A 12082-nucleotide genomic window follows, 5' to 3' on the forward strand; every position below is an offset into this window, starting at 1 on the left:
AGGCCTCCGGAAGGAACGTGACCAGGCATTTGCCAGACCGCACCGATGGTCCGGACCAGCCCGCCAGTGGCCGGTTTCCGGCCCTATCGGTGCGTACCGGGCCGTTCCCTCCCGTCGCCCGCCGCCCCGCCCGCGCCCGCCGGCCGCCGCGCCGGAAATGCGCGGACCCCTTCCCCCGTGCGGCGGGGGAAGGGGTCCGCGGGGCCGGCGGGCGGTTACGGCTTGGGCAGGGCGCAGCCCGGGCGGCTGAGGTCGATCTTGTTGCCGGGGGCGATGCAGGGCACGATCGTGTAGGTCTCCTGGGCGTAGTTGATGCCCTGGCGGACCGTCACGGTGCCGTTCTCGTCCACCTCGCAGGGGTTGTTGTCCGTGCAGCGGCCGCCGTCCTCGTTGCCGGTGTTGTTCACGGCGACGACCTTGCCGGTGGCGGTGTCGATGACCGGCGAGCCGGAGGTGCCGCCGATCGTGTTGCAGGACGAGGTGTAGCGGACCGAGTCCTTCCAGGTCCACTCGCCTTCCAGCAGCCGGTAGGCGAACCCGTCGATGTTGCAGCTGTACGTCCGCTTCCAGTAGCCCGAGACCACCTTGATGGCGGTTCCCGCCACCGGGTGCGCGTCGTTGAGCGTGAGCGGGCTGATCCCGTACTGGCTCTGGATCTGCGCGTACGTCTTGGTCAGCTGGTAGATCGAGACGTCGGTGTCGGTCATGGTCGCGTACGCGATCTTGCTCGCGCGCACGGTCCCGGCCCGCGCCCCGGAGGCGGTGAGCAGGGTGAACGAGCGGCTCGACGCCTGGTCCTTGACGACCTCGCCGGCGGCCGGGAAGCCGGTCTCCAGGCAGTGCCCGTTGGACAGGACGAGTGCCGGGTCGGTGGACAGGGAGCCGGGGGCGCGGACCACGGAGCCGGAGCAGTTGCTGAGCGCGACGGTTCCCGCGTACGTGACGGCCACCGCCGGTGCGGCCTTCTCCCGGGATGCGGGGGCCGGGGCGGTCGACTGGGGTGCGGAAGCCAAGGCCGGGCCTGCCGCCGCTCCGGTGAGGAGCAGGGCGAGCAGGGCGCTGGCGAGAGGCTTGTTCATGTGGGGGTTCCCCTCTGATGGCGCTGGTGGCGACACAACCGAAGATCCTTCGATTGTCATGTGCATTGTTGGGACGGAAGTGTCAACTGGCAAGGGTCCAGGCCGGGTTGGCGCGTTTGCGGTGCGTCCGGCCGGAAGGCGGCGCTCCGGCCCCCGCCGCTCGGCCACCCCTGTGCGGCCCGTCCCGATTTGACGGATCGCCACCTCCGATTGCATCGTTCCACTAACGCATTAGTGGAACGATGCAATGAGGCGGAGATGATCGAGTTTCAGGTGGACCGACACAGCGGTGTCGCCACCTATCTGCAGCTCGTCAACCAGGTGAAACAGGCGCTCAGACTGGGCGTGCTGGAACCAGGTGACCGGCTGCCCACCGCCCGGGCCGTGGTCGAGGCGACCGCGATCAACCCCAACACCGTGCTCAAGGCCTACCGCGAGCTCGAACGGGAGGGGCTGGTCGAACCCCGCCCGGGCCGCGGCACCTTCGTCACCCGCTCGCTGTCGCGCCCCGAGGCCGCGGCCGACTCCCCGCTGCGCACCGAGCTCCTCGCATGGATGCGCCGGGCGCACGCCGCCGGACTGGACCGCGAGGAGATCACGGCACTCGTCGAGGCGGCCCGGGCCGAAGCCGAGGCCGCAGTCTCGCCCCCGGCCGGGGCCGAGCGGACCACACCCACACGAAAGGACGAGAAGTGAACGACCCGACCGCCGCCCCTGCACTGCAGGTCACCGCGGTCGAGCAGAGGTTCCGGGGCATACCCGCCCTGACGGACTGCACGTTCGACCTGCCCGCCGGCCGCATCGCCGCACTCGTCGGCCCCAACGGCGCGGGCAAGAGCACCCTCCTGCACCTCGCGGCCGGCCTGCTGCGGCCCACCGCCGGGGAGGTGCGGGTCTTCGGCGCCGCACCCGGCACCCCGCAGGCCCTGGCCCGTACCGCCTTCGTCAGCCAGGACAAGCCGCTCTTCCCGCACTTCACGGTGGCCGACACGCTCGCCATGGCCCGCCGGCTCAACCACGGCTGGGACCAGGACGAGGCCGAGCGGATCGTGCGCGCCGGCGGCATCTCCCCGCGGGCCCGCGTCGGCACCCTCTCCGGGGGCAAGCGCACCCGGGTGGCCCTCGCCCTCGCCCTGGCCAAGCGGGCCGGTCTGCTCCTCCTCGACGAGCCGCTCGCCGACCTCGACCCGCTGGTCCGCCACGAGATCACCGGACTGCTCATGGCCGACGCCGCCGAGCGCGGCACCACGATCGTGATCTCCTCGCACGTCCTGCCCGAGCTGGAAGACGTCTGCGATCACGTCCTCCTGGTCCAAGGCGGCCGGCTCCGGCTCGCCGGGGACACCGAGGACCTGCGCGAGGCCCACTCCCGGCTCACCGGCCGCGCCGACCCCGGGACCCCGGACGGGCTGCCCGCCGACGCCGACCGCAGTGCCGTCGTCCACGCCGCCACCACCGGCCGCCAGCTGACCGCCCTGGTGCGCAACGCCCCCGGCACGGCCCGCCCGGCCGGCTTCGGCGGCCCGGACGGCGAGGACCGCTGGGTCACCGCCACCCCCTCCCTCGAACAGCTCCTCCTCGCCCACCTGCGCTCTGCCCCGCCGGCCGTGCCCGCCGGCACCGGCGCGCCCCACCGAACGGAGGCCGCGGCATGACCGGCACCCTGTGGCTCGCCTGGCGCCAGCAGCGCCCGCTCGTCCTCGCGGGCACCCTGCTCCTCCTCCTGTGCACCGTCTGGGTCGCGGTCCGCCGCGCCGACCTCATGGACGCCATCGGAGGCTACGACCTGAGCCGGTGCAAGGGCTGGAACGGCACCTGCCCGCCCGAGGCATTCGAGGCCATGGACAGCGCCGGCTCGGGCATCCGCCTCCTCGGCAGCCTCGGCCTCCTGGTCCCCGCCGCCATCGGCATGTTCTGGGGCGCCCCGCTGATCGGCCGCGAGTTGGAGAGCGGTACCATCAAGCTCGTCCTCACCCAGGGCGCCGGCCTGCGCAGCTGGTTCACCGCCCGCCTCGCCCTGGCCGCCGGCTGCGCCACCGTCCTGTCCGCCGCGTTCGCCGGACTGACGCTCTGGTGGTGGCAGCCCGTCGCCAACATGCTGAACGGCGTCTACTGGCACGACCCGTACATCCTCAACTCCACCGGCCCCGCGGCCGTCGCCGCCGCCCTGTTCGCCCTGGCCGCGGGCACCGCGACCGGCCTGCTGGTACGCCGTACCCTGCCCGCGATGGGGATCACCCTCGGCGCGGTCCTCGCCACCGCGGCCGTACTGACCTTCTTCCGCCGGGACTTCGTGTCCCCCGTGGACCGGATCACCCCCGGCACCACCCCCAAGCGGCTGATCGGCAGCGCCTGGTCGGCGGGCTACCGCTACCTCACCCCCGACGGCGGGCAGCACCCCCTGGAGAACTGCCTCTTCTCCGGCGAGGAGCTGCGCCGCTGCATGGCCGAGAAGGGGTACGTGGGCCGGGTGCACAAGGTGTACCCGAGCTCCGACTACTGGACCTTCCAGCAGATCGACACCCTCGTGTACCTCGTGCTCGCGCTGGCCCTCGTCGCGCTGACGGCCGTACTCCTGCGCCGCCGCACCCGTTTCGTCTGAGCCCGCTCCCGCTCCCGCCGGCCGCGCGCCCGCCCGGGCGCCGCGGCCGCCGCACGGCACCACCGCACACCGCCAGACCCCTCCGGAGGAACTCCGCATGGCCGGCAAGAAGAACCTCGTCGCCAACCGCACCACGCTGACCCACAAGGTCCGCTACGCAGTGCGCAACCCCCGCCGCATCGCCCCGTACGTCCGCCGGGCGGCCCGCGACACCTGGCTGCGCGTCAAGCACCCCGACCACGTCGGCTACTACCGCGCCGTCATGGCCTCCGACGCCGCCCGCAACCCCGAGGCGGCCGTCGGCAGCCGGACCCACGACCGCTGGCTGGCCCTCGGCAAGATGCAGTTCGACTACCTCCTCGGGCACGGGCTGAGCCCCCGGCACACCATGCTGGACATAGGCTGCGGCAACCTCCGGGCGGGCTGGCGCTTCATCGAGCACCTGGAGACCGGCCACTACTACGGGATCGACATCTCGCCGGACATCCTCATCTCCGCCAAGGACACCCTGACCCGGCAGGAGCTGCAGGCCAAGCTGCCGCACCTGACCCTCACCAAGGACCTCACGCTGGACTTCCTGCCCGACGCGCACTTCGACGTGGTGCACGCCCACAGCGTGTTCTCCCACTCGCCGATCGGGATCATCGACGAATGCCTCGCGCACGTCGGCCGGATCCTCGCCCCCGGAGGCTTCTTCGACTTCACCTTCGACCGCACCGAGGGGGCCGAGCACCAGGTGCTGCGCGAGGACTTCTACTACCGCACGCAGACCCTCCTGGACCTCGCCGCCAAGCACGGGCTCGAAGCCCGCTTCATGGACGACTGGGAGCTCCTGGACCACGGCCAGTCCAAGATCCGGGTGACAGCGCCGGCCCGGCCGGAGTGACGGCCCGGCCGGCGCCGCGCCTCAGCGCCAGACGGTCTGCACCGAGTCGAACTGCACCCAGCCGATCGTGTTGCCGGCGTTGGCCCCGTAGATGGACACGGCGCCCGCGGGGTTGACCTCGAAACGGCAGGAGTTGATGCCCTGGCTGTTGTTGCGCGGGGCCACGGCCCGGATGTAGCCGGTGGGCTTGAGGCCGCCCGGCAGGGTGGCGATCTTGGCGTCGGTGGCGAGGGAGCACGTCACCGCACCCCGGGCCTGGAGGTACGTGGTGCCGGCGACGGTGACGATGCGGACCTGCGGGGTGGCCCCGGCCTGCGCGGTGATGCCGGGCTCCAGGAGCAGGTCGGCCCACTCTCCGGCCTCGACCCCGCCCGCGGCGGCCGCGGGTGCGGCGGCCGCGACGGTGCCCACGGTCAGGGCGGCGGGCAGGGCGAAGGCGGCACCGAGGATGCTGCGGCGGTTCTGCGACATGTTCGGACGTCTCCTTGACGGAAGCGGGAGGAGGAAGGGGAACGGGGGACGGGCGGCCGGACCGGCCGGCGTCAGCGCCACACCGCGCTGAAGCAGTCCAGCTGCGCCCACGTGATGGCGTTGGTGCTGCGGCCGCCGTACAGCCGCAGTTCGCGATTGGTGTCGGCCTCGACCCGGGCGGCGACGAACCCGCCGACGTTGTTCCGGGGGACGCTCGCCCGCACGACCATGCTCGGGGTCAGGGCGTCCGGCAGGGTGCCGATCACGGCATCGGCGTCGAAGGTGCCCTTGACCCCGCCGCTGAGCTGGAGGGTGGTCGTGCCGCCGAGGCTGATGAGCCGGCCCTTCGGGGGGTTCTGGTCGGCGGTGACCCCGGCGGCGAGCGCGATGGTCTGCCAGTCGGTCAGCACCTTCACGCCGTCGGTCTCGGGGGCGCCCGACAGGGAGAGGATGGTGGCGGTGCGCGGGCTCGGGTCCTCACAGGCGAAACCGAAGTGCAGGTGCGGGACCCCGCCCCGCACGGACACGGCCATGCCCTCCGGCTCCCGGTACTCCAGTCCGGGAGCCGCCAGGACGCGCTGCTGGTCCAGCACCTCGCCGGTGGCCCAGTCCACCGCCGTGAGGTACGTGTTGCCCGGCGCAGGATTGTCCGGGTTGGCGGCGCTGATGGCCTCGCCGGCCAGCATGTAGAGCACCCCGCCCAGCGAGGCGTATCCCTGGAACACCCCGTGCGGGTCGGGCTGGGTGAGGCGCGCGATCGGCTCCCAGACCCCCGCGGCCGCCTTGGCGAGGTCGTACGACTCGTACTGCATCGTGCCGGAGAGGAAGCGGACCACGAGCCGGTTGGTGGTCGGGTCCACCGTGCAGGTCACGTTCGTCGCGCCGGCCACCGGCGTGTGCTGCGGGGAGAGCAGCGGGGAGCCGTGGTCGAGGACGGTGCCGGTGCGGAAGGCGAAGCTGGTGACCGCCGTGCCGTAGCCGTCGTTCTCCTTGTTCGGCTTGGCGTCGGTCTCGGTCCACAGGTACGGGGTTCCGCCCCGGTTCTCGACGCCGATGGACACGCCGTGACCGAAGCCGCGCAGGTACATGTGGCCGGTGATGGCGCCCGAGCCGTCGAGCCGGGTCACGCACAGGTCCCCGTTCGTCGCCCGCTCGGTGCCGGTCAGCGGCCCGGACTCGCCGGAGAGGGTCAGGCCGCCCTGCACCACCTGGGCCACGTAGACCTCGCCCGTGACCGGGTCGATGCCGAACGACTGCATCACGGTCGTGTTCTTGAGCGGACGGCGGTGGAGCAGTTTGCCCACCGGCCCCGCTATGTCTATTTGTCCTGGAATGGTGACACTCAACGCCGTGGCTCCTTTGCTCACTTCCGGCTCTCCGCCATCGGAGCGCGTCATTCTGCCAGAGTGGAATTTGTCATTCCGGACCGGCCTCCCGGCCATTCGGAGCACGCTCGCACTCCCGTTCCGCGCCCCCGGCGCGGCGGCGCCGGGCCGCTCCCCGCGGCCTCTACATTCGGCGCATGGCAGACACGTTCGAGCATGAGCCGCAGGTGTGGACGGCGGGCAGGCTGCGCCAGGCGCTGGCCGGGCTCCCCGACGAGACCCCGATCCACATCGGCGTCGCGGACAGCCCCGGGGACTTCGAGGGCTACGGCGAGTACGTCCTCGTGGACGCCGAGCCGGTGGAGGTGGATCCCGAGGGGCCCGAGGGCGACGAGGACCGGCACGACGGTCCCGGCGAGCAGCCGCGCGTCCAGTTCACCCTCTTCGCCGACGCCTCCGCCGGCGTCTACTACCTCGACCTCGACTGAACCCCCGGCCCGTGCCCGGGTCCTGCGCTCAGGGCCCGGTGTGCACGTACGCGGCCCACCACAGCGGGTCCCCGTCCAGCTCCCGCAGCCGCTGCACCGCCGCGTGCAGGGCGCGCGCGGACCGGCCCGCGTCGAGGCCCGCGGGCCCCGCGGCGGACTCCGGCGCGGCCAGCCCGGCGTAGAACTCCTCCACCGCCCGCAGCGCGTTCGCGTCGCCCACCACCCACTGCGCGGCCACCACATGGGCGAACCCGGCCAGTTGCAGGGCCCCGGCCAGGTGCACCGCCTCGTCGGGAAGCCCGGCCGCGCCGCGCGCGGTCTCACACGCCGACAGGAACGCCAGCTGCGCCCCCGACAGCCGCAGCCGGGCGATGTCCGCGGCCGTCAGCGGACCGGCGCTGTCGTGGTCGTGGCAGAACAGCGCCCCGCCTGCCGTGTCGGCGGGGTCCTGGCTGCCGTGACCCGAGAAGTGCAGGAAACCGTGGGCGGGCAGGCCCTCCAGGAGCGCCCCGCGGGAGGCGTCCGCCCCGGCCAGCAGGGTGGCCCCCGGCACCCGGTCCGCCACCCTGCGGGCCTCCGTCCGCGCGTGCGGCAGTGCGGGCAGCCCCGGTGCGTGGGACGCGTCCACCGCGAGCAGCCGGCCGCGGCCGCCACCGGCTGCGCCCGGGCCGGCCGCCCCCGGACCCGCCGCCCGTCCGGCCGCCGCGCCCTCCGGTTCCGACTGCGCCGCCAGGGCCCGCAAGGTGGTCGTGTACGAGCAGACGTACCGGTCCGGCAGGGTGCGCGGGGGCTGCGCAGGGGCTCCTCGGGATGCACCCGGGCCCGGCCCGTAGTGCCCGGCCGCGTGCAGCGGCAGCAGCGAGAGCAGGCCGGTGGGGCACCACCACAGCCGCGGCGGCCCGGCGCCCTCCGGCGCCGGGCCCGCGCCGGACTCCAACTCGGCCACCACCGGCCCGGCCACCGCGTCCCACAGCCAGGCCAGGGTGCGCAGCAGGATCCGCTGGGCCCGCCAGGCGTCCGCCGCCGACCGGCCGGCCGCGGCCAGCGCGGCGAGCAGTTCCCCGGCCCGCTCCGCCACCCCGCCCGGCCCGGTCAGCCGCAGGTCCGGCAGCGGGACCGGGCGCAGGCCCTCCCGGGTCACGATCAGCGCGTCGCACCGCAGTTCGCTGGTGTTCACCACCACCACGGGGCCGTGCGCCGCCGCGGCCCGCAGCCGCTCGGGGGAGGGCAGCCGCAGGAAGTCACCGAGCCCCGGCAGCTCCCGCGCCCGGGCCACCAGATCGTCCATCTCGCGCGCCAGCTCCCGCCGCAGGTCCGCCGCCTGCCGCTCCCCGACCGGTCCGGGACCTGCGGCCTCGGTGCCGGACGCCACGGGCGCCGGGGCGCCCGCACCCTCCTCGGCGTCCAGCAGGGCGCGGACCTCCCGGAACCGGTCGGCGAGGCGGGGTGCCAGCTCCCGCAGCCGGGTCATGTCGTCGCGGGCCTCCAGCGCCTGGGCCAGCAGCACACCGCGGCCCTGCTCCAGCAGCTGCAGGGCCTCCTCCGGACGCCCCGCGTTCAGGGCGGCGGCCGCGGCCTGCCCGGCCAGACCTGCGGACGGGCCCAGGGCGTCGAGCCGGTCCGCCCGGTCCAGCCCGTGCCAGGCCAGCAGCGGCAGTTCCGCGACCGCCGCCCGATGGGCCGCCAGCGCCTGCGGCCAATCCTCCGCCGCGGTGGCCGCGGCGGCCCACCTGCGCGCCGCCTGGAACCTGACCCGGGCGGGAGCGGTGGCGTTCCCCACGGCCTCCCGGAACAGGGCGTACGCCTTCCTGATGCCGAAGGGGTTCCTCCGCATCACGGCGCGGACGAACAGCACCGAGGCGAGCTGGGACAGGTGCATGCTCCGGTTCACGTCCTCCGCCGGAGTCAGCCGCACCGCCTCCCGGGCGTGCTTCAGCGCCTCCTCCACGGCCGGGTCCGAGGCACGGCGCCGGAACGGGCCGGCGCCGGCCGCCGGGTCGTACGCCAGGGAGAACCCGTCGAACAGGGCGCGGGACAGGTTGGCCAGGCACACGCCCCGCGACGGATGGCCCGGCGGGAGTGCGTCCAGGGCCTGGCGCAGGCAGGCCACCGCCTCGTCCCGGTCGGCCCGCTCACGGCCGGCGCGGTAGCGGGCGAGCAGGGCCAGGGACAGGTTCGACAGGTGCCCGGGCCGCAGCGGATGCCCCTGCGGCACGGCCCCGACGGCCGCCCGCCCCGCCTCGATCGCCTCGTCCAGTGCGGCGGTCCCGCGGGAGCGCTCGTACAGGTTGAGCAGCGCGATGCCGAGGTTCCCCTGGTACAGGGAGGTGTCCAGGTGCCCGGCCGGCAGCGCCCGCACCGCGGCCCGCTCCGCCGCCACCGCCCCGTCCAGGTCGGCCCGCGCACCCGACAGCTCGTACCGCCGGCGCAGGGCCAGGCCGAGGTTCGCCTGGTGGACGGCGAGCTCGTACCCCGCGCCCGGCGGGGTACGCGCCACGGCTTGACGGCTCGTCCGGACGGCCTCCTCCACGTCCTGCTGCCCGCCGGAGCGGACGTAGCGGCTGAGCAGGGCGGTGCTCAGGTTGGACAGGTACACGGCGTGGTGCGGGTGGTCGGCGGGCAGGACGGCCACCGCCTGCCGGCTCAGCCCGACCGCACGGTCCAGGTCCTCCGGGCGGCCGAGCCGCTCACCCCGCCTGCGCAGGACGGCGCCCAGGTGGGACAGGCCCATCGCGTCGGCGGGCCCGGCCGGCCGGTCGCTGCGCACCGCCTCCTCCAGGCGCTGCACCGCCTCGTCCAGCACGGCGAGGTCGCCCGACTGCTCGTACGCGGACTGGAGGGCCACGCCCAGGTTGAAGTGCACCTGGCCGGCCCTTTGCGGATGGTTTCCCGCGAGGGACCGGGCGGCCCGCCGGTGCCGGTCGAGGGCCTCCGCGAGCGCGCGGGGGTCCCGGGTGCGGTGGAAGCGCTGCATCAGGAGCCCGCCGAGGTGCGATTCGTCCACGACGCGCTCCGGGGAGTCCGGACCCAGCCGGAGCGCCTCCCGGCAGGCCTCGACCGCCGCGTCGAGATCGGCCGGGGAGCCCGTCCGGTCGAACCGGTGGGAGAGCGCGTGGGCGAGCTCGGACCGGCACTTCGCCAGGGCGGCCGGGTGGTAGTCCGCGAGCAAGGCGCAGGCCTCGGTCAGGGCCTCCACCGCCGCGTCGTTGTCGGCCGCGGCCCCGGACCGCAGGTGCCGGGCGTCCAGCGCTTCCCCGAGCAGGCTCAGCGGCATCCCGCGGTCGGGGCCTCCGCCGCCGGAGGACTCCACGCAGAGCCGGGCCGCGGCCACGGCCGCGTCGGCGTCCGCGGGGTCCGCCGTGTGGCGCAGGCGCGTCAGCAGGGCGTGGCCGAGCTTGTACGCCGTCGTCCCGGACGTCCCGAGGTCCGCGCTCTCGTCCAGGTCCTGCCGGAACAGTCCCACCGCCTCGTCCAGATCCGCCCGGTCCTCCCGGCGGTCGAAGCGCAGCCGCAGCGCATCGCCCAGGGAGCACAGCAGCAGGGAGCGCTGCGGGGCGCCGGCGGGGGCCGCCGCCAGGGCCCGGCGCGCGGCATCCACCGCCGCGTCCAGGTCGGCGGCCGTCCCGGACCGCTCGGCCTTGGACCGGAGCACCCCGCTGAGGGTGGCCTGGTACCCGGGCCGGGCCGGGTGCCCCGGCGGGCAGGCCACCACCGCCCGGATCGCCGCGTCCACCGCCCCGTCGAGGTCCGCCGGGTCCCCGGAACGCGTGAACCGCCGGTCGAGGGCGAGTCCCAGCGTGGACAGGTAGAAGGCCCGCTGCGGATCGTCGGGCGCGGCCGCGGAGACGGCGAGCCGCAGCGCCTCCACGGCCTCCGTCAGATCGGCCGGGCCGGCGTCCTGCTCGTGGCGCAGCAGCAGGGCCAGTCCCGCGTTGGCATGGAACAGGGCCTGCGGCTCAGGCGCGACCCGCACGGACTCCCGGCCGGCCGCCACCGCCTCGTCGAGGTCGGCCCGGATCCGGCGCCTCCCGTACCGCGCGGAGAGCGTGCCCGCGAGGTTGGCCAGGTACAGCGCCCGCTCGGGATCCTCCGGCGGGGCCAGCCGTACGGCCGCCCGGCCCAGCTCCGCGGCCTCCTCCAGATCGTCGCCGTCGCCGAGCAGGGTGAACCGGCTGCGCAGCGCGAACGACAGGTTGGACAGCATCATCGGGACGGCCGGGTGGCCCTCGGGCAGCACGCTCAGCACCTCGCGCCACAGCCGGGCCGACTCCTCCAGCGCCTCGCCGTCCCCGGTACCCGTCCAGCGTGCGGTCAGCTCAAGGCCCTCGGCCACCAGGCCGGGTACGTCGTACGGGGCGGGGAGGTCCACCCCGGCCACCGCCTCGCGGAGCTGCTCCGGTACCTCCCCCGGGGCGAAGCGCCCCACGAACGAGAAGAGCGCGAGGGTCAACTGCACGTCCTCCTGCGCGCTTTCGTTCCCGGTTCCCAGCACCAGGCAGCGGGCGAAGTGCAGGCAGGCCACCCGGTACAGCGGGGCCAGGTCCAGCAGGTACACCCCCTCGCGGGGGCCGTCGGCCGCGGCCGGTGCGGCGGCCGGATCCGGGGAGCGCAGGACCAGCAGCCGCAGCGCCGTCGCCTCCGCCACGGCGTCGGGCGCCAGGACGGCTTCCCGGTCGCCGCCGGTCCAGAAGGCCTCCAGCCGTTCGTCCAGGGCGGCCGAGAGCCGGTCCGCCTCGGCCCAGCCGCTCTTCTCCGCCATCCCCGCCCCCGTCACCCCGCCTCGCCCTTCACATGACATGATGATCCATCAACTCCACCGCGGAGGAGGCGGATTGTGGACACGGCGGAGCTGCTGAGCACCCTGTGCCGGGAACTTCCCCGGCTGCGGGCGGTCGCCGAGAGCACCGGCGACGGGCCCGCGCTGGAGCAGGCCGCGGAGGCCGCGCGCCGCGGGGAGCCCGTCGAAGCACGGCTCGAAGCACTGGGGCTGCTGCGGCTCCTCGAGTCCTGGACGGCCCGCGCGGTCCCGGCACCCGGGGAGCAGCCCGGCCTGGTCGCGCTGCCCGGCGGCATGCCCGGCCATGTCCCCCTGGGCGGCTACCGGTGCCCGGCCGGAACCTGCCGCCGCGCGGAGCAGCCCGCACCGGGCGAGGACCTGCCGGTGTGCTCGCTCCACGGCCGCCCGCTCAGGTTCGCCTGACCACATGCCGGCAACCGGCCGGGGGAGGAGC

Annotated in this window: 10 protein-coding genes; 6 read left to right on the forward strand and 4 right to left on the reverse strand. The window is 74.8% G+C overall.

Features of this window, described 5'->3' with window-relative positions; all coding sequences use genetic code 11:
- Nucleotides 1-215: 215 nt before the first annotated feature.
- Complete coding sequence (locus ACZ407_RS23195; RefSeq protein ID WP_468131169.1) at nt 216-1079, reverse strand: S1 family peptidase; 864 nt, start codon at nt 1077-1079, stop codon at nt 216-218.
- Nucleotides 1080-1337: 258 nt separating this feature from the next.
- Here ACZ407_RS23195 and ACZ407_RS23200 point away from each other — a divergent pair, with 258 nt between their 5' ends.
- The 4 genes from ACZ407_RS23200 (at nt 1338) to ACZ407_RS23215 (ending at nt 4567) form a co-directional block, all read left to right on the forward strand.
- A complete protein-coding gene (locus tag ACZ407_RS23200; protein WP_468131171.1) occupies nt 1338-1775 on the forward strand; it encodes a GntR family transcriptional regulator in 438 nt (145 codons plus the stop codon).
- Nucleotides 1772-2734, forward strand: a complete 963-nt coding sequence (locus ACZ407_RS23205) for an ABC transporter ATP-binding protein (protein ID WP_468131173.1) — start codon at nt 1772-1774, stop codon at nt 2732-2734. The genes ACZ407_RS23200 and ACZ407_RS23205 overlap by 4 nt, the downstream gene beginning before the upstream one ends.
- A complete protein-coding gene (locus ACZ407_RS23210; protein WP_468131175.1) occupies nt 2731-3681 on the forward strand; it encodes a transporter in 951 nt (316 codons plus the stop codon). Before ACZ407_RS23205 ends, ACZ407_RS23210 begins: the two co-directional genes overlap by 4 nt.
- Before the next feature lie 97 nt (nt 3682-3778).
- A complete protein-coding gene (locus tag ACZ407_RS23215) occupies nt 3779-4567 on the forward strand; it encodes a class I SAM-dependent methyltransferase (RefSeq protein ID WP_468131177.1) in 789 nt (262 codons plus the stop codon).
- Between the two features lie 21 nt (nt 4568-4588).
- On the opposite strand, the gene ACZ407_RS23220 is transcribed toward ACZ407_RS23215, so the two are convergent.
- Both ACZ407_RS23220 and ACZ407_RS23225 read right to left on the reverse strand, forming a co-directional pair.
- On the reverse strand, nt 4589-5038 hold the full coding sequence (locus tag ACZ407_RS23220) for a hypothetical protein (protein WP_468131179.1): 450 nt from the start codon (nt 5036-5038) through the stop codon (nt 4589-4591).
- A gap of 71 nt (nt 5039-5109) precedes the next feature.
- Entirely contained in the window at nt 5110-6384 is a 1275-nt protein-coding gene (locus ACZ407_RS23225; protein WP_468131181.1) for a phage baseplate protein, read from the reverse strand.
- Between the two features lie 176 nt (nt 6385-6560).
- On the opposite strand from ACZ407_RS23225, the gene ACZ407_RS23230 reads away from it, so the two are divergent.
- Complete coding sequence (locus ACZ407_RS23230; protein WP_468131183.1) at nt 6561-6851, forward strand: DUF6225 family protein; 291 nt, start codon at nt 6561-6563, stop codon at nt 6849-6851.
- A gap of 28 nt (nt 6852-6879) precedes the next feature.
- Here the strand turns inward: ACZ407_RS23230 and ACZ407_RS23235 are convergent, their stop codons facing one another.
- On the reverse strand, nt 6880-11610 hold the full coding sequence (locus ACZ407_RS23235; RefSeq protein ID WP_468131185.1) for a CHAT domain-containing protein: 4731 nt from the start codon (nt 11608-11610) through the stop codon (nt 6880-6882).
- A 75-nt stretch (nt 11611-11685) separates the two neighbouring features.
- On the opposite strand from ACZ407_RS23235, the gene ACZ407_RS23240 reads away from it, so the two are divergent.
- Nucleotides 11686-12051, forward strand: coding sequence for a hypothetical protein (locus tag ACZ407_RS23240; RefSeq protein WP_468131187.1), 366 nt, complete (start codon nt 11686-11688; stop codon nt 12049-12051).
- Nucleotides 12052-12082: the final 31 nt, after the last annotated feature.

The sequence above is a fragment of the Streptomyces sp. NPDC030809 genome (assembly GCF_055572195.1).

Excerpts from the sequence above, each read along its gene's own strand:
- ACZ407_RS23195 (WP_468131169.1), bottom strand. The coding sequence starts at position 1,079 with ATGAACAAGCCTCTCGCCAGCGCCCTGCTCGCCCTGCTCCTCACCGGA.
- ACZ407_RS23200 (WP_468131171.1), top strand. The coding sequence starts at position 1,338 with ATGATCGAGTTTCAGGTGGACCGACACAGCGGTGTCGCCACCTATCTG.
- ACZ407_RS23210 (WP_468131175.1), top strand. The coding sequence starts at position 2,731 with ATGACCGGCACCCTGTGGCTCGCCTGGCGCCAGCAGCGCCCGCTCGTC.
- ACZ407_RS23215 (WP_468131177.1), top strand. The coding sequence starts at position 3,779 with ATGGCCGGCAAGAAGAACCTCGTCGCCAACCGCACCACGCTGACCCAC.
- ACZ407_RS23220 (WP_468131179.1), bottom strand. The coding sequence starts at position 5,038 with ATGTCGCAGAACCGCCGCAGCATCCTCGGTGCCGCCTTCGCCCTGCCC.
- ACZ407_RS23230 (WP_468131183.1), top strand. The coding sequence starts at position 6,561 with ATGGCAGACACGTTCGAGCATGAGCCGCAGGTGTGGACGGCGGGCAGG.
- ACZ407_RS23235 (WP_468131185.1), bottom strand. The coding sequence starts at position 11,610 with ATGGCGGAGAAGAGCGGCTGGGCCGAGGCGGACCGGCTCTCGGCCGCC.